Annotated in this window: 20 protein-coding genes and 1 pseudogene; 1 reads left to right on the top strand and 20 read right to left on the bottom strand. The window is 38.6% G+C overall.

All coding sequences use genetic code 11. The annotated features are described in order from the left end of the window. Window positions 1-118 precede the first annotated feature (118 nt). The 5 genes from H7U04_RS00410 to H7U04_RS00390 all read right to left on the bottom strand — a co-directional run bounded on the left by H7U04_RS00410 (window position 119) and on the right by H7U04_RS00390 (window position 4,230). Window positions 119-883, bottom strand: coding sequence for an amino acid ABC transporter ATP-binding protein (locus H7U04_RS00410; protein WP_201059214.1), 765 nt, complete (start codon window positions 881-883; stop codon window positions 119-121). 11 nt (window positions 884-894) lie between these two features. Continuing rightward, complete coding sequence (locus tag H7U04_RS00405; protein ID WP_104021142.1) at window positions 895-1,581, bottom strand: amino acid ABC transporter permease; 687 nt, start codon at window positions 1,579-1,581, stop codon at window positions 895-897. A gap of 3 nt (window positions 1,582-1,584) precedes the next feature. Beyond that, window positions 1,585-2,277, bottom strand: a complete 693-nt coding sequence (locus H7U04_RS00400) for an amino acid ABC transporter permease (protein ID WP_201059213.1) — start codon at window positions 2,275-2,277, stop codon at window positions 1,585-1,587. 69 nt (window positions 2,278-2,346) lie between these two features. Next, window positions 2,347-3,213, bottom strand: coding sequence for a transporter substrate-binding domain-containing protein (locus H7U04_RS00395; protein ID WP_002885359.1), 867 nt, complete (start codon window positions 3,211-3,213; stop codon window positions 2,347-2,349). Between the two features lie 18 nt (window positions 3,214-3,231). After that, window positions 3,232-4,230 (bottom strand): uroporphyrinogen decarboxylase family protein, encoded by a 999-nt coding sequence (locus tag H7U04_RS00390; RefSeq protein WP_049553596.1) that lies wholly within the window; start codon window positions 4,228-4,230, stop codon window positions 3,232-3,234. A gap of 382 nt (window positions 4,231-4,612) precedes the next feature. Here H7U04_RS00390 and H7U04_RS00385 point away from each other — a divergent pair. Next, window positions 4,613-5,094: pseudogene (locus H7U04_RS00385) on the top strand (glutathione peroxidase). Window positions 5,095-5,199: 105 nt separating this feature from the next. On the opposite strand, the gene H7U04_RS00380 reads toward H7U04_RS00385, so the two are convergent. The 15 genes from H7U04_RS00380 to H7U04_RS00310 form a co-directional block, all read right to left on the bottom strand. Continuing rightward, window positions 5,200-5,460, bottom strand: coding sequence for a SemiSWEET family transporter (locus H7U04_RS00380; protein WP_002888017.1), 261 nt, complete (start codon window positions 5,458-5,460; stop codon window positions 5,200-5,202). Between the two features lie 274 nt (window positions 5,461-5,734). Further along, a complete protein-coding gene (locus H7U04_RS00375) occupies window positions 5,735-6,880 on the bottom strand; it encodes an FtsX-like permease family protein (RefSeq protein ID WP_201059212.1) in 1,146 nt (381 codons plus the stop codon). Window positions 6,881-6,883: 3 nt separating this feature from the next. Next, window positions 6,884-7,564, bottom strand: coding sequence for an ABC transporter ATP-binding protein (locus H7U04_RS00370; RefSeq protein WP_201059211.1), 681 nt, complete (start codon window positions 7,562-7,564; stop codon window positions 6,884-6,886). Continuing rightward, window positions 7,561-8,136: a TetR/AcrR family transcriptional regulator gene (locus tag H7U04_RS00365; RefSeq protein ID WP_201059210.1), complete on the bottom strand. Its 576-nt coding sequence runs from the start codon at window positions 8,134-8,136 to the stop codon at window positions 7,561-7,563. Before H7U04_RS00365 ends, H7U04_RS00370 begins: the two co-directional genes overlap by 4 nt. Before the next feature lie 151 nt (window positions 8,137-8,287). Continuing rightward, window positions 8,288-9,211 (bottom strand): aldo/keto reductase, encoded by a 924-nt coding sequence (locus tag H7U04_RS00360; RefSeq protein WP_073687040.1) that lies wholly within the window; start codon window positions 9,209-9,211, stop codon window positions 8,288-8,290. Window positions 9,212-9,467: 256 nt separating this feature from the next. After that, on the bottom strand, window positions 9,468-10,271 hold the full coding sequence (locus H7U04_RS00355; RefSeq protein ID WP_171963566.1) for a DUF3169 family protein: 804 nt from the start codon (window positions 10,269-10,271) through the stop codon (window positions 9,468-9,470). Further along, window positions 10,268-10,477 carry a helix-turn-helix transcriptional regulator gene (locus H7U04_RS00350; RefSeq protein ID WP_021143931.1) on the bottom strand — a complete coding sequence of 70 codons (210 nt, stop codon included), beginning with the start codon at window positions 10,475-10,477 and terminating at the stop codon, window positions 10,268-10,270. The genes H7U04_RS00355 and H7U04_RS00350 overlap by 4 nt, the downstream gene beginning before the upstream one ends. A 5-nt stretch (window positions 10,478-10,482) precedes the next feature. After that, complete coding sequence (locus H7U04_RS00345) at window positions 10,483-10,794, bottom strand: hypothetical protein (protein WP_064525273.1); 312 nt, start codon at window positions 10,792-10,794, stop codon at window positions 10,483-10,485. 490 nt (window positions 10,795-11,284) lie between these two features. Next, entirely contained in the window at window positions 11,285-11,887 is a 603-nt protein-coding gene (locus tag H7U04_RS00340; RefSeq protein WP_201059209.1) for a nitroreductase family protein, read from the bottom strand. A 129-nt stretch (window positions 11,888-12,016) separates the two neighbouring features. Next, complete coding sequence (locus H7U04_RS00335; RefSeq protein WP_037602211.1) at window positions 12,017-12,877, bottom strand: VOC family protein; 861 nt, start codon at window positions 12,875-12,877, stop codon at window positions 12,017-12,019. 132 nt (window positions 12,878-13,009) lie between these two features. Continuing rightward, the gene (locus tag H7U04_RS00330) at window positions 13,010-13,459 is read right to left on the bottom strand and encodes an Rrf2 family transcriptional regulator (protein WP_037602342.1); all 450 of its coding nucleotides are present in this window, start codon (window positions 13,457-13,459) and stop codon (window positions 13,010-13,012) included. Window positions 13,460-13,639: 180 nt separating this feature from the next. Further along, entirely contained in the window at window positions 13,640-14,503 is an 864-nt protein-coding gene (locus H7U04_RS00325; protein ID WP_201059208.1) for an alpha/beta hydrolase, read from the bottom strand. Further along, on the bottom strand, window positions 14,490-15,782 hold the full coding sequence (locus H7U04_RS00320) for a PTS sugar transporter subunit IIC (protein ID WP_048675316.1): 1,293 nt from the start codon (window positions 15,780-15,782) through the stop codon (window positions 14,490-14,492). The genes H7U04_RS00325 and H7U04_RS00320 overlap by 14 nt, the downstream gene beginning before the upstream one ends. A gap of 187 nt (window positions 15,783-15,969) precedes the next feature. Beyond that, window positions 15,970-16,602: a nitroreductase family protein gene (locus tag H7U04_RS00315; protein ID WP_201042824.1), complete on the bottom strand. Its 633-nt coding sequence runs from the start codon at window positions 16,600-16,602 to the stop codon at window positions 15,970-15,972. Between the two features lie 90 nt (window positions 16,603-16,692). Then, window positions 16,693-17,379, bottom strand: a complete 687-nt coding sequence (locus H7U04_RS00310) for a YoaK family protein (RefSeq protein WP_148512585.1) — start codon at window positions 17,377-17,379, stop codon at window positions 16,693-16,695. Window positions 17,380-17,457: the final 78 nt, after the last annotated feature.

Raw genomic sequence — 17,457 nt, 5'->3', positions numbered from 1 at the left:
TAAGTACCATATAAACTAACATTACATTTAGGAAACTAAAAATAGGCTGAGAAATAACCTCAGCCTATTTTATTTATACAAGAATTATATACTCTAATTATAACTTATCAATGATGAATCAAATCATATATTCCAAATCATAACTAGCATCAGAAAGAATACGTGCCAAAAATTGTTGTGTACGTTTTTCTTTTGGTCTGTAAAAAATGTCTTTTGGACTCCCCTCTTCGATGACATGACCACCATCCATGAAAACGACATGATTAGCTACATCTCGTGCAAACCCCATTTCATGAGTAACAACCACCATTGTTGTTCCTTCATGAGCAAGTTGTTTCATGACATCCAGAACATCCCCAACTAGTTCTGGATCAAGTGCCGATGTTGGTTCATCTAACAAGATAACCTCCGGCTTAACTGCTATAGCCCTGGCTAAACCAATACGTTGTTGTTGTCCACCTGAAAGTTGTGATGGGTAGTAATCTTTAAAATCCAGAAGACCAACTTTTTTAAGTGCTTCTTCAGCAATCTGTTGCGCTTCACTTTTAGGAACTTTCCTAGCAATCACTAAACCTTCCAAGATATTCTCGATGGCAGTCTTGTTTGCAAATAAATTGTAGTGTTGGAATACAAAAGCTGTCTTCTTTCGGATATCTAAAATATCTTTCTTTGATAACTTATCCAAAGAGTAGTCCTTACCCGAAATTGTTAATTGACCTCCATCTGCTTTCTCCAAGTGATTTAGGCAACGTAAGAAAGTTGTTTTTCCTGAACCTGATGGTCCCAAGATGACAACCACATCTCCCTGTTTCACTTGTAGATTAACATCAACAAGAACCTGACGATTTCCAAATGTTTTTGATATATGTTTAGCTTCTAGCATAGTGACTCCCTCTATGTAAATTGCAATTTTCTTTCTCCAAGGTTAAAGAGAACTTGAATGATACCACAAATGATTAAATATAAAATGAAGATGACAAAATAAGATTCAAAATATTGATATCCATATGCTGCTTCAACTCGTGCAATTGCGGTAATATCTTTTATCGTCATAACAAAGACAAGTGACGTTCCTTTCACAATATTGATAACTAAGTTACACAAATTGGGAAGAGCAGACTTAAGTGCCTGAGGAAAAACGATTCTCAGATAAGCTTGTCTTGTTGTTAAACCTATGGCTTGTGCAGCTTCTAGTTGACCTTTATCAACAGTTTGTAATGCTGATCGAATGATTTCCGATAAACTTCCTGTCGTCATCAAGCTATAGATAATAAAAGCATAGTAAAGCGGATTAACTTTGAAGACATCTATGTGACTCCCAATTCCTTTAAAAAATTGATTTAACAAACTAGGGAACAAACTATAAAAAAATAAAATTAACAGAATTGGAGGTGTTGCACGAATAAATGCAAGATAAACAATTGAAAAAGTCTTGACACCTCTCAACTTATAAATCTGCCCTAAAGCGAGAAATAAAGCAGGTAGAAAACTCAATAAAATTGCCACAACCATGATTCCCAGAGTTACCGGAACACCATATAAAGCCTTGATAAAGGTATCTATTATAAAAGTAATATTCATTATTTACCTCTCTTTTACACTCAATTGTTGTTCTGTTATCCTAGAAATCAACGATAGAATTAACGCTATTCCCCAATAAACAAGGGCAACAGCTGTATAAGTCTCCAAAGAATAATTTCCTAAATGGCGACTAATCAAAAGATTCCCTTTGCCCATAACATCAATAAAACCAATTGTATAAGCCAAAGCTGCATCGCGCATAAGATTAAGTATAGCTGTTGTAATATTTGGTAAAGCAACCTTAAATGCTTGAGGGGCAATAATTCTTACAAAGGTTTGTTCAGAAGTAAGCCCAATACTAAGCCCAGCTTCTAATTGACCTTTAGGAATTGCTTGATAAGCCGCTTTAAACACTTCTGATATCATTGCTGAGAATAGGAGAACCATGGTCACAAGAACGAATATCAATTTGGACCAATTATTAATATCTAATCCTAACCACCAATTAAGAAATTCTGGAACTCCGTAAAATACCAAGAATAATAGCACAATAGGTGGGGTACAGCGTAAGATAAAAACATATCCCTCAGCTAAATTCTCCAAAGCTTTATCCTTGGAAAGGCTTGCCCAAGCAATTAATCCTCCTAATAACGACCCAAGTAAAGTCGTTAATATGATAACCAATAATGTCATTGGTAAGCCCTTTATGACTTCAGGTAATGCTCCAAAAACTTTTGAAATGTCATAATTGACCATATTTTCTCCTAACTAAACTCACTTCAGAAGCTTATCAAAACATCATACTTTTACGACGTTACAATTTACTTATTTGTCTACGTATGAGAAGACATCCTCACCAAAGTATTTTTTAGATAACTTTTCAAGTGTACCGTCTTCTTTTAGTTCCTTGATAGCCTTAGTATATTCTTTTGAAAACTCTTCGTTCTTACTATCTCGATGGAAGAGTGGATAGGTTGGAATTCCTTTATAAGGGAACCAAGTCAATTTATCTGCATATTGATGATATGCACCATCTTTATCAGTTACAGCCTTTTCAAAAGATAATTTAATATCAAAGTAAGCATCATAACGATTTTCCAGAACCCATGCATAGGCATCTGAAACTTGGAAAGATTCCGCAGATGTTAACTCGATTGGTTGATCTTTATGCTCATCGTTGTAGTCTTTGATAACATTCCACTGAGCATTTTGTGGTGAGATTGGTACCAAGCGACCATTTTGTTTTGCAAAATCAGAGATATTTTTATATTTATCTTTATCATCCTTACGAATGGTAAATCCAATAATACTTGCTCCAATTGGATCTTTAGGAATAATAAATTTTTTAGCACGTTCATCTGTGTACCACGCACCCTTAGTACCAATGTCATATTTACCTGACTCTAAACCAATCAAAAGATCATCATCACTTGTTCCAGTATATTCAAATTTGTACTGTGGAAGCTTTTTATCAATTTCCTTTAATACAGCTACCTCATAGCCATCAGAATTACCATCCTTATCAACAAAATCATAAGGAACATAGTTTTGAGTATGGGCAACTTTTAATGTTGTTACCTTTCCAGAGTCTGATTTTGCTTTTTTATCTCCTGTTAAGCTACGTCCAATAACTGTAGCCCCAATAAGTGCTACAACAACAGCTCCACCAATAATCCATGTCTTTTTACTCATATTAATCTCTCCTTTTTCTTACAAAATTGCTGCTTCACGTACCCATTCAATACGCTCATGGTTAATATCACTTGGAATCGTGCAATCAGCACCAATGATTAACCCATGGATTCCAGTATCAGCAATAATCTCCCTAACCTTTTCTTGAATAGCTTTTTTAGTTCCAGTATATAGAAGACCGTCTTTTCCATTTTCAAATCCTCCAAGAACTGTGCGACCTCTAAAAATGTTAAGACCTTTTGCCAAACTAATTCCTTCAGGACCGACCGCCCAATTAACTACCTGAGCAGGATAATCTTTAAAGAGTTCGATGTTATTACGGGCTCCTTCGTAACCGCAAATATGTAGAATATTATGTCCTTTGGCTCCATTAGCTGCTTCTAAAACCTTTAATTCACTTGGAGCAATGATTTCTTTATAAATTTCAGCGCTAACTCGCTCATCTTGAATACTTTGAACACTTAGGTAAATACCATCAGCACCTGCTTCTTCAATCACCCTCTGACTAAGACTCGCAATGTCTTCGCCAATAACATCTAAAACATGCTTCAAAGCTTTTCGGTTTTCCACAATGTAATCTGCGATAAGATCATCGCCACCTGAAACTTTTCCAACTAACCATTTTAAATAAGTAACCGGAGCGAAGATATTGTAAATTGCAACAATATCTTCAGGAAAATCAGCAATCAGACTTTTTACAAGTTCGACTTGTGCAGAAATCCAAGGATGATTTGCACCTAAAGGTTCAATCGTTTGCAAATCACTGATTGACTTAAAATCTTTAAAAGCAGGTTGTGGGTATGCGAAGAAACCATCACTCATCAATTTAACAAAATCAGGTTTGACTTCTTCAATAAATTTTTTATGACCAGCTTTATTTTTATCAATAATTTCTGGATTTTCAAAACCATGTAACCACTCGTCTTCAGTAGTAAAATGATGCCAAAATCCTACTGGGACACGATCAACACTTTCTCCACGAAATGCTTTCAAAACTAACTCTCTTTTTTCTGACATAAGAAACTCCTTTTCTTTCATCCTAAAATCAACAACTCAATGAATTCACCTAAAATACTATAATCTCTTATTATCATTGGTTGCTTCAAAACTGAATGACATTATCTTATCAGAGATTATCACATCCGAAAAATAAAGAAATGTTATCCCTAGCCATAAATAAAATTTATGATATAGTAATCTAAATCACGTTAGATCCTATTGTTTCCTCTTTTAAGCATATATCCCTACATAGTATTATTGCCATCAGCTATAAGTAATTCTTAACACCAAGATAGAGAATTACTATCACAAACATAATTTAGTCTCTAGTCTTCCTGGAAAATCACTTCTCTGACTAACTTTGCTATAATAGTCTCAACTAAACCAAAGGAGATTTCCTATGACAACCTTATACGATTTTACAGTTTCAAATCAAGCTGACCAACCCGTGTCTCTCCAGGACTATAAGGGCAAGGTGTCTTAATCGTCAATACAGCAACAGGCTGTGGTTTGACGCCACAGTATCAGGGCTTGCAGGAACTCTATGATAAATACAAAGACCAAGGATTCGAGATTCTTGATTTTCCTTGTAATCAGTTTATGGGACAGGCACCTGGTAGTGCTGAAGAAATCAATACCTTCTGCACCCTCAATTATCATACAACCTTCCCTCGGTTTGCCAAAATCAAGGTCAATGGTAAGGAAGCAGAGCCACTTTTTGATTGGCTAAAACAAGAAAAATCTGGACCGCTTGGGGCTAGAATTGAATGGAACTTTGCTAAGTTTCTGATTAACCGTGAAGGTAAAGTCGTAGAACGCTTTTCTTCCAAAACTGATCCACTAAAAATGGAAGATGCTATCAAAGTTCTTCTTAATAACTAAAAATAAAACGAGAGTAAAACTAGAACGACAATCTCTGACTGTCGCTAGTTCTGCTCTCGTTTTCTGCGTTAAGAAAAATAGCATAAAAAGAAATTTCGCTTTATTTTAGAACAAAGCTGTCAATGCTGTAATCAATCCAAAGATGATACCTGGCGCATTTGCAGCAGCAAGGGGAAGGTCACGTTCTTTTTTAAAGAGACCATAGTAAACCCAAAGGCTACAGTTGATAGCCGCTACCAAAGGTTGGATAAAGTTTCCTTTATGACCAGACAAATTGTCCATGATTTGTGGTACGTAAGATACGTACATCATCACTGACATAAAGGTTGCTACCCAACCAAGGGTTTTCATTTGTTTATCTGACATTCGAGACTCCTCTTTTATAAATTTTTTCCTTGTACATCTTAAAAAATATTACAAGGCATGTTTTAATGCACTAGAATTAAAACAGTGTCTATCTTACGCTTTTACAATAGAGAATTCAAGAATTTTGGGGCAATGTTAATAAGATGTAAACTATCACAAGATTGTGATTGGTCATAATCTTGTGATAGTGAATTTAGTCTCTTATGTAGAGTTTTCATAATACTATCTTTTGCTCCTTAGAATAATTGACTCTTTATGATTGATAGTAACGAAATCATTCTGCTAAGAGTACTTCTTTGATGGTTTGTTTTTGGAGTTTTCTGTTGGATAGATAAAAGAGGCTTTCATAAACCACAGCAAAACCGAGCAGGGTCCAGAAGCAAACGTTCCAATCAAAGTTATGCTCAATCTTTTCAGGAACGGTGTCTTTGATCACACCAATCAAAATTTCCATGATGCCGTATTGATAAGCCGTCCCAAGGGCAAATCCTAGATAAGCCCAGAAACGATAAGGAGCGAGAATATGACCTTGGCATTCCCGATCAGTGTAGCCAAAAGCCTTCATAAGAGCCAAGGTTTCGCGACTTTCTGAGACCACAATTCCCAATGACAAAAAGAGAATGGAAAAAGACAAGATCAAGCCAATCATGATCATCATGGTTTGGATGATATCATCTGTGTAATCCCTTAGGCCAAAGGACAATTGAATCATGGCCGCAAAACACATGGAACCAAAGAACACAAAAAACAGGATCGATTTTCTTCCCCAAATCAGCGACGAGGACAGCTCTTTTAGGAAGGATTTCTCTTTCTTAGGAGCCCTTTTTCTCCTTTTGACTTTATTCGGTGTTGGAGATTTTTTCAATAAGCGAAGGGCCGGCGTTTGTAGTTGTCTTCTAGCATAGCCAATCGCAAGGACCATAAAGAAAGTCGTTGGCAGTATCACCAAAGCAACCAAGAGCTGCCAGTGAAAATGAATGGTAATGTCTGGCAAAATCCCCTTCTCATTGCGAAAGTCATAAAAATGACCCATCATAAGAAAAGAAGCGAAATAGCCAAGAAGTGCTCCAACTCCAAAACTGAGTCCAAAAGCCCAAAATCGTTTCGCCAACTGGCCATTGCTATAGCCCAAAGCCTTTAAAATCCCTAATTGTTCCTTGTGGTCATCGACAAATTGTTTGATATAAAAACACATGAGAAGGATCGACGTCAAGGACAAGACAACTCCACTGACCATGGCCACCATCCAAGATAGCGAAACCTGGGCATCATAGTAGGTCGTAATCATCGGATTGGTTTTAGAAATCTCCATCTGCTCGATATCCATGTAAAAATTCAAGAAGAGATTGGCCACAAAGACTGCACAAGCCCCAATGATACTGACGACAACTAATTTTCGAATATCTTTTACTGAAAACATGGCTTACCATCCAATCTCATAAGCAGTCTGAGGCTGATCATTGGTCACAACTTGGGTGATCTTGCCACTATTGACACGAATGATGGTTCTGGCCATATCCGCAATATTTTGGTTGTGCGTCACCATAATTAAGGTAAAGCCCAACTTTTCCTTTAACTTCCAGATATAGTCGAGAATCTTGCGCCCTGTTTCTTCATCCAGGGCTCCCGTCGGCTCATCTAAGAAAAGAATCTCTGGCTTTTTGGCCAAGGCACGAGCAATGGAGACTCTCTGCTGTTCTCCACCAGACAATTCACTTGGATACTTGTCCAGCTTATCGCCAAGCCCCAAATCCTCGATGATCTGCAAAAAATCATGATTGTTTGCTAGGTCAGCTCCCATCTTTACATTCTGTCTAACCGTCAGATTAGGCAATAGATAATACTGCTGGAAAATAAAGGCAATCTTCTCACGTCTAAAGGCCGTCAATTGAGCATCCATGAGTTGAGACAAATCCTTCCCTTGAATGAGGATATGCCCCTCGTCCACCTTCTCTAATCCGGATAATACGTTTAAGAGAGTGGACTTTCCTGATCCAGAAGGACCTAGGATAACCACATCATCCTGGTCTTGAATCTGCAAATCAATCCCTTTTAAAACCTTGGTTTGGCCATAACTTTTGTGAACATTTTCTAGTTGAATCATTTCTTTCCTACCATTTCTTTGATGAGAGATTGACAAACTTCTGTCAATAAACCAATCAGTTCTTCCATGCTGAACTGATAAATACCAGAAGCAACCATAGAGGCCATTCCGTGTGAGTAGATAAATAAATGCTGGTACAAGCGACTAGCCTCCTCTAACGTCAACGGATAGTCTGCGACAATCGACTCCAGAACCAATTGGTAGCTATGATCCTTCATGGGAAGAAAATCTTGAAAGCGACGAATCGGATCTTTGCTAGGATTTTGGAAAAGCAATTGAAAGAGTTGGGGCTCTTTTGAGGCGAAAAGGATATAAGCAACCCCGACAGATCGAAAAGGCTTCTCATCTTCTAAAGCCTTTCGTATATATTCCACCACTACCATTTCCGCAGCAACAATAACCTCTGCTTGTAACTCAGCCATATTTGCAAATTGCCCAAAAATGACCCTTGGCGTGGCTCCCAGTTTCTCCGCTAATGCTCGAGCCGTCAAACTAGCCATGCCCTCTTCTCTCACCAATTGTAAAGCTGTCCCAATCATAGCTTCTTTACTAAATTTAACCTTTGGTGGCATAAGACTCCTTTCGCGCAACGATTGTTGCGCAACAGTTGTTTCCTAAAATAGTACCATAATAAAGAAAGACTTGTCAAGAAAAATCTATAAAGCATAAAACAAAAAAAACAGCCCACTAATACAAGTGAGAGCTGGTCTACTAACAACTATTCTAAGGCAAATCATTACCTGCAGCCAAGTAGATTTGGTACCATTCCTTGCGCGTTAGGGTAACGGTTACTGCTTTCCCCGCTTCAAGGACATGCTGGAGTTTGGTCGTTCCGATGACGGCCTGCATCTTACCTGGATAACGGAGGACCCAAGCTAGGGCAATGGCTGTCGGAGTGACTTGGTATTTCTTCGCCAAGTCATTGAGGACCTGATTGAGGGCTACAAACTCTTCCTTGCCGACAAAGTTCCCTTTGAAATAGCCATGCTGAAGGACAGACCAGGCTTGAATCACCGTATCGGTTAAGCGACAATACTCAAAGACACTGCCATCTCGCACGGCTGCTTTTGGCCCTTCCATGTTGACATGAAAACCAGCTTCAAAGCTCGGTGTAAAGGCGGCACTCAACTGCAACTGGTTGACCTTGAGGGGTTGTTTGACAGCTGTTTTGAGCAATTCCATCATCATAGGATTTTGATTGGACACCCCAAAATGACGGACCTTGCCAGCTTGCTCCAAGTAATCAAAAGCTGCTGCCACTTCTTCAGGCTCCATGAGGGCATCCGGTCGGTGAAGGAGGAGACTATCTAAGCGCTCGATCTGGAGGCGCTCGAGGATGCCATCGACAGAGTCCAAAATATAGTCCTTAGAAAAATCAAAATAAGTAAAACCATCTTTGCGAATCCCACACTTGGACTGGATCCACATCTGATTCCGAAGATCCGGACGGCGCTTGAGAACCTTACCCAGCAGGACCTCACACTGGCCATCGCCATAGATATCTGCCAGATCAAAAGTGTTAATGCCAATTGACAAGGCTGCCTCCACCAAGGCCTCCACCTCATCTTCACTCATCTGACTGATCCGCATCATCCCAAGGACAATGGTTGATAAACGCTCATTTTCAGCAAAATCAATATACTTCATCTCTGCCTCCTTTTCTGTATCTCTATTGTAGTGAAAAGGGTTTCAAAAATCAATTGAGAAATAAAAGACCCTCAGCATCAACTGAGGGCTTAGATAATAAACGAAAGCTAAGGGAAAGTTTGATAATCTCCCATAATCCCTAAGATTCAAGACCGATAGTACACCCATTGATGGTAATGGAAGATAAGATATTCAATAAGAAGGGCTCTCTATCACTTCCAAAAGCTTTTACAGATTTCTAACATGGATGATACATTTACTCTTTATAATAACGTTTGGTAATCTTGTATTGTGAAATAAGGATATAAATATAGATGATGGATACAACAATCAAAGCTAAAAGGATATCCGTCTGGAAGGCAATTCCAATAATTAAGAGAACAAGGAGAAGGCTCGGCAAGATATAATTGCTTAACTTGACAACCACTTCGAAATTTTCCTCGTAGCTAATCTGCTTTTCTGCTTCATCCATCATACTCATCATGAATATACGCACTTCCTTGGCATTGGCATTGCGGGGAATTGGTTTTCCATAAAGCTGATGAAAGGTCTTTCGATAGAAGGAATCCACTAGGAAAAATAGGACAATCAAGGCAAGAAAAAGATAGAGCATGGTAAAGTCTCCAAAGATAAAAGCCAAGTTCCCTGTGCCAGGTCTATCCATAGACATCAATTGACAATAAAAGATGATGACTAAAAAATATGACAAGATCATGATGCCTTTAAAAATGGTCGCTAAACCATACAGTTTATTCTTTTGAATGTCATAGTGATAGGCCTCATCTTCGTCATCTATTTGGAGCATTTTTTGATGGACTTTTCTCGCATGAATCAACAAGGCCATCGTGAGTATAAATACGATCAGAAATAAAACTGCTGAGTCCAAAAAGAGTACTTCTTTACTAAAGAAGGTTTGGATTTCAAGTGGCTTTTCTGATCCAAACATGCCTGTCAAAACTCCGATGACTCCTCCGATCAAACCAGAAACTGTAATGATCCCTACATTTCTCCAAAAACGGTAACGTGGAGATCGTTCTTGTTGTTGCTTTTTCATAATCATTCCTCTTCCTCTACAAGACTAAAAACATTTTCCACAGGCTCTTTAAAAACCTGGGCGATGGTGATGGCAATAATTACAGAAGGGGTATATTCCCCTCGCTCCAAGAGACTGATGGACTGACGTGAGACCCCTGCTAACTTGGCTAGCTCAGATTGGTTGAGCCCATCACGCGCCCTCAGCTCTTTCAGTCGATTTTTTAAGATCATTATGGCTACCTCAATTGTTGAATTAATTCAACATCTTCAATACGAACTAATTTTGTCACTCTATGTTGCTTAATCACACGGCTTAATTTGACCCAATCTTCATCAAAATCAACAATTTTCCAATTACTTCCAAAACCATTTAGTCTAACACTGACCGTTTGCCCTTTCAATTCTTCTAAAAGTCGAGACATTTCTTTATTTCCTTTCAATTGTTTTTCCAACCCTTTGATACGTCTGTTCAATCCTTTTATCTTCTTTTCTGAGCTTGCATAAAATATAACTATAAAAGGGATAAAAAGAATCCATATGGCTCCCATAAGAATACCTCTCCTTCTTTCGTCTAAAACTATTGTAACGCTTCTTTTTATTTTTGACAAGCATCTTTGTCAAAAATAAAAAGAATATTATCAAAATAATTGGAAATATGATATAAATAACACAACTTTTCTAACATCTTATATCACTTCTTCTTCAAAAAAATGACTTAGAATAATTGATGTGCAAGATGCCGTTACGCAAGCGCCCGAAACCAAATAGTTTCAGATACTCGGAAGTTGGGAGAATTGTCTTAGCCCGAGCCTAAAAATTTAAAATCGAGGATTCAAACTTTACTCATAGAATTTCTTAGAAGGCCGCTGACATTTGCTATCACCTAAGGGAAGTTTTAAAATTCAAGCTATAACTTTCCTTGGGTATTACTATTTTTAAGATAAAAAAATAACAGGATTTCTCAACCCTGCTACTTTTTTGTCTTATCATTATGATTTTGTTCAGTCATTGCCAAGCCGACTGACTAAATTAAAGTGATTATTTGTCGCCAAAAACTTTGAAACGACCTTCTGTTTGGATGTCTTTATCTCCTGCTGGTGCAACGATTTGACCAAATGGTGCTTGAGCACGGAGTTTCCAGTTAGCTGGAATGTCGTATTTTTCAGCCAATTGGGCATCAACAAGTGGATTGTAGTGTTGTACGTTCATGCCGATATTCTTCTCAGCCAAAGCCAACCACGTTGCATAAAGAGCGATTCCGTGACCTTGCTCTGACCAAATTGGGAAGTTTTCAACGTAAAGTGGGAATTGCTCTTGAAGGCCTTTCACTACATCTTGATCTTCGTAGAAGAGGATTGTTCCCTTAGCTTGGGCAAAACCTGCCAAACGTTCTTTTGTTGCCTCAAAAGCTTCTGCTGGCGTTACTTTTTCAAGCTCTGAATAAGCGATTTCATTCCAGAAAGCATCTGATTCTTCATCCAGCAAAATCACCACACGTGATGTTTGTGAGTTAAAGGCTGTCGGAGTGTTAAGAACAGCCCCTTGAACGGTTTCAATCAATTCTTGGTTAGAGAGCTCAAGGTCTTTTCCTAATGCGTAGATAGAACGGCGCTTTGTTTGTAAGTCTGTAAAGTAGGTCATAGTTATTCCCTCTTTCTTTGTGATGAATGTTAATTGTTAAAATTGTTAAGTTTATTTGTAACAACTTTGATTACAATAACCATTATAGACCTTTCAAATGTAATGTCAATAGTTACGACTTGAAAATCACTAATTATTAATATTTTTTCTCACTCGTGTCAAAATACCATCATTATCCTCGAAGATTAACGCATTAGAAGATAACCATTTGACCTCTGCTCCACGATTCTTAGCACGTTCTGCTATGGTAATCAAATCTTCTTTGTCTTCTACTTCAAGGACGTAGTAGGCAAGACCAATCATCCCTTTTTCACGTTTGGCTAAGTTTTTGCCACCCCATTCATTGACAGCCAAGTGGTGATGGTAATCACCTGAAGCAATCCAACTAGCACTTGGAATGGTATACTTATCTGCCAGCTCCAAAACATCCTGATAGAAAGCCGTTGCTAGCTGACTATCTTTGACCGATAAATGAATATGCCCCATACGAGTATCCTTAGCTATCACAAATGGCTCAACCTTGCGTCCCATCTCGTAAATTTCTTGAGCTGATAGTTCTTCTGTTACACCAACGATGCGACCATCCTCACGAATATCCCATTCAGCAACAGGCTTGTCTCTATAGAGCTCAATACCATTGCCTTCAAGGTCTTCCAAATAAAGGGCTTCACTATAACCGTGGTCAGCTGCACCGACAAATGGATAATCTAGCTCAGCAATATGTTTGAAAACATCTGCCAAATCCTCGCGAGATGGCAACAAAATTGCCATATGGTAGAGACCATAACTAGACTTGACCGCTTCCTCACGATTGGTTTCAATCAAGTGAACTAGCGGCTTGTTTCCAGCACCCAAAACAATTTCTGTTGCAGTTTGAGATAGGATTTCAAGTCCTATAACCTGTGTATAAAAGGCTGTCTGACGTGCCAAGTCCTTCACATTGAGTACCGTCTCCGCGAGGTAAATCTTACTATTGTAGTCGTATGTCATATGATTTTCTCCTGTGTTGTAATTATATGAATTACATTATAACTTTTTATATTGTCACGTCAATCATTACAACTTGGGAATTAAAAAAGAAACCGAAAAACTTTCGATTTCTTATAGTTTAAAATCTAAAAATCAAGCTCCAGCTTCTTTCCAGTTGGCCTTAGCATCCTTTAAAATACCAGCCAAAGTTTTCTTTTCGAGTTCCTTTTCCATTGCCATTTGAACGTCTTCTAGGCTCTGATCCAAAATCCCATGGATATTACGTCCTACTGGACACGCTGGATTAGGATTGTCATGAAAACTAAAGAGTTTGCCACTTGGACCGATGCTATCCACCGCACGATAAACCTGCAAAAGGTTAATCTCCTCTGGTACCTTGGCTAATGTGGCTCCTCCACTTCCCCTTTGAACTGAAATCAAGTCTGCTTTCTTCAGTTGCGACAAGGTTTTGCGGATAATAACTGGATTAACCCCCACACTACCTGCCATTAAATCACTGGTTAGCTTAGTTTCATTTCCCTTATTTTGTGCTATAAGGGTCAAAATATGAACAGCAATGGTAAAGCGACTTGGTATTTGCATATCAGAACCTCTCATTCATCTTTTTCTTTTCAATCAATTATAACAAAACCAACGTTGTAAAACAAGGGGTTACAACAACTTAAAGAGTCAGTCTTACACTAAAAAAATAGAGCCATCGTAGACTCTATTCTTTTGTATTTGATAATAACTAACTAGACTAATAATACATAGTATTATAGCCTATTGAGGTTCTAGATTGGTCTTTTGCTTCTTACGAACACCTTGTCCCTCGATATGTTGTTTGATTAGTTCCACTACTTCATCATTGGTTGGTAAATCCGAGTGTTGGGCATCTTCACCTGTAACAGTGATTTCAGTATAACTTTTTGCCTGATTCTGATAGATATATTTCCCAGCGGACACGCTAGCATCTGGAACCAGCTCGTCCGAATCATAGGTGATGGTTCCCGCTACCGAATAGACATGTAGGGTAGACGGAATATTCTCCTTAGCAGCTATAAAGTCTGCTAGCATGACCGATTTATTTTTAATATTGGTTTCAGTGAAATTATAGGGCGTTCCGATAGTCATCAAAGAATTTATCTTGACATTGTAGTCGCTAAGATAATTTTCAATAAAAGCCGTATAAATCAAGCCACCATTTGAATGCCCCAACCCTTTAAAATTATTGAAATTGTATTTATTCTGCAAGGCTTCAAATGCCTGATTCATCATCTTGGTTTGTTTCTTGATATTGTTATAGCCATCTTTGTTATTCTCAAATCCAATAACAATGACTGGCTCGTTATCCTTATCCTTGATTTTACCCTCAAAGGTAATCCGTCCATTGTTCCAGACCTTGACTTTGAGAAGGCTATGCTTGACACCACGACGGTCTTGATTGAGCTTACGTACTAGGCCGTCGAATCTATTTTCCGTAGCGGAGCTCCCTGGAATCATGATAATGGGAGACAATTTTGAATTATAGAAAGTCTCTATTTCCTTGACATTTTTCCTGGTCCAACTATAGGATGGGACGGCTAACCCAATGAGAAAGAAAGCAACAAGGATAAAGACCAACTTAGTTTTTTTATTTAGTTTCAATGCTTTCTCCTTCCTCTTTCAAACCGTGTTGCACCTTATTAGACAGACGCACAAATGGAATAAAGATAACAATGTCGACTGCAAAACAGAGCAGACTGACAGCAAGAGCTCGTAAACTACCCCCAGTTCCGATAAAGGCGAAAAGAAGACTTGGTGTACCATCTGGAACTGGATAAACCGCAGCTGGCATAAGATGAATAGCCAAGGCCACCGCAGCAATGCCCATATTGATTATAGGTGCCAGTAGGAAAGGAACCAAATAAACTAAATTAAGCAAGACTGGTATCCCCACCATAAATGGAGCACCATTGTTAAAGAGACTAGGAAAGACACTTAGAAGACTCACCTTCTTATCCTTATAACTGGTTGATGCTAAAAGCAGAGCCACCAAGAGGGCTAGCCCTGAGCCAATGCCAGCAACCAAGCCATAACTATGATAAAGATTTGTTAGTGTGTAAAGGTGGGGAAGCCCAGTCGTCGTATGATGGGAAACAGCATAGGTCAAATTTTCCAAGGCAAAACTATCCTCGGCAATTGAATTTAGGGCAAAAGCCTGACTATTTCCAATCCAAGCAGAAAAAGTGTTCAAAAGTCCCATCATAAAGGTTGAGAACAGGTGATTATCAGTTACAGTAAAGGTAGAGGTAACCTGCCTAATCGTCAGAAAAACATTATCTTGCTCTCCAATCACAAAGAGAATGTTAAGTCCAATAGCTAAAATGAGTGACAAAAAAATGGGACGGACGGTCTTTGGTTGATAAATATAGTCCTTGTCCACAATCTGATCATCACTAGCTCTTGAAAAGCGAAAAATCTGGCCAACCAGATAGCCCACAAAGATAGCCAACATAATGTTGATTGAAGCCGGTAAATTGATGCGAGTCAAAACACCATCGTTTAGCGGTGACAGCAACAGCTCCTGCGATCCTATAATTAAGCTAACCAAAAGGGATGTCACACCAGCTGTACCAGTACTTCTACCATAGTGACCAGCTGTGTATTTTCCTGCAAAGTAGGTTGATAAGGGCCCAGCTAAGCCACCAAGAAAGTTGGAAAGATTAATGAGCACCTGCCCAGTTATCTTAAAGGCCGGTAACCAGTCAGAAACTGAAAACAATTGATTAATATAACCAAGCTCCGAAAAGACAGATAGTGAAATCACCCGAATAATTCCTGAAAATAGGAAAAAGGGAAAGAGCGAAACCAAAGTTTTCTGCGTAATTTGGACGAAGCCTCGCTCACGAAACCAGAGAAACCTCTGGACCAAATAGTTTGTCATAAAAGACTCCTAGTAAAAGGCAAAATAAACTTTACATTCAACGTTTTTCTTCATTATAACACAAAGGAAAAGGACTTACCTTAATCATGGGTTAAAGCAACTACCTAATCTTACTAAAAACACTTAGCTATCTTTTAATACAAAAAACCGTAAGCCTCCACTTCCGAGACTTACGGTCAATTATTTATTAAGCAAAAGTCGTCACATCAGAAGCATCCAGACGAACAGACTCAAAGCCTTCTTCATTGGCTTTCCCAAGAGCAATGAGCAAAACTGGTACATGACGGTCTTCATCAAGTCCAAAGGCTTTGGCAAGCCCATCTTTTTTATAACCACCGATAGCGTTGGTATCATAACCATAAGAACGAGCGACCAACATCAACTGCATGGCAGCAAGGCTAGCATCGATGTGGACAATTTCATTCATCATTTCGCGAGGAGCATTTTCATACATTAGTACAATGCTTGACAGTTGCTTTTCTTTGACCTCTTCAGGCATTTTTCCTTGAGCAACAGCCTTACCGTAGATATCTTCAGCTCTTTCTTGGCTCTTCAAATCGGCAAAAATAAGGACCATGGCTGATGATGTTTCATTTTGCACACCATTGTAGCTGACAAAAGGTGTCAATTTTTCCTTACCCTCTTCGCTATCAACGACGACAAAACGCCAAGGTTGCATGTTGACTGATGATGGTGCTGTGACAGTTTTATCTAGGATTTCCAACAGTTCTTCTCGCGGAATCTTAACAGATGGATCAAAGTTACGAATGGAACGACGGTTATAAACGATATCCGAAAAATCATTGCTTACTACAGGCATCTTATGTCTCCTTTTTTTGATTAAATGAAAATAATATAATCAAAATTATAACACAAGACAATTGTTATCAAAAATATTTGCTACAGACGACTAAAGATTAGTTTCCTTGAGCCCTAGCCGTTTCACTTCAGATGAATAGTAAACCATGATGGTAATAAGACTGAGTGTGATTACCCAGATTGACTTAAGATGCACAAAATGCATCAGAACGGCTGAGACGATAGCACCAACGACAAAGCTCCCTACGATAAAGCTATAATTGACAGCCTGACGACGATATTCTCTCTGATCACAACTTCCCTGAATGGCATAATAGAGGGCCGTTAACATCCTTCGATAATTTCCTGAGGTCATAAATATCACGAAGGGATGATTCTCAATCTGACTGCCAGTAAAAGTCTTCATCATGATACCTGCAGAAAAAGCGATAATCGGGAGCTCAATCAAGGCATTTGAAGGTAGAAAAGGCAGGATAGCTGTCATCACACAAAGTGGAAGAAGACCATAAACTCGCCAATAGGCATTCTTACGCTGGTCTTTAAACCACATGCCAAAAAGAAAGCCTAAAGAAAAGAATAAGATTGAAAAGCAACGCAACAAGTTATAGTACATACTACTGTTCTGCCAGTCAGCGACCAAGAGAAGGATATTCCCAGTCTGTGTAGCAACCAAACTATGATAGTACATATGACAAAAGACATCCAAAGCCCCTCCTGAGAAACTCAACAAATTAGCCATCAGACGCGTATTTTGAGGAAGAAGGTTCCGCGATTCCATAACATAACTTCCCTTCTAATAGTAATTGATAGGATAACTTTATTATAGCAAATTCGGGAACACACAGTAGAAAAAAAC

It is taken from the genome of Streptococcus sp. 22.1 (assembly GCF_016648645.1).
GTDB lineage: Bacteria > Bacillota > Bacilli > Lactobacillales > Streptococcaceae > Streptococcus.
This window is presented reverse-complemented; position numbering and strand designations above follow the sequence as displayed.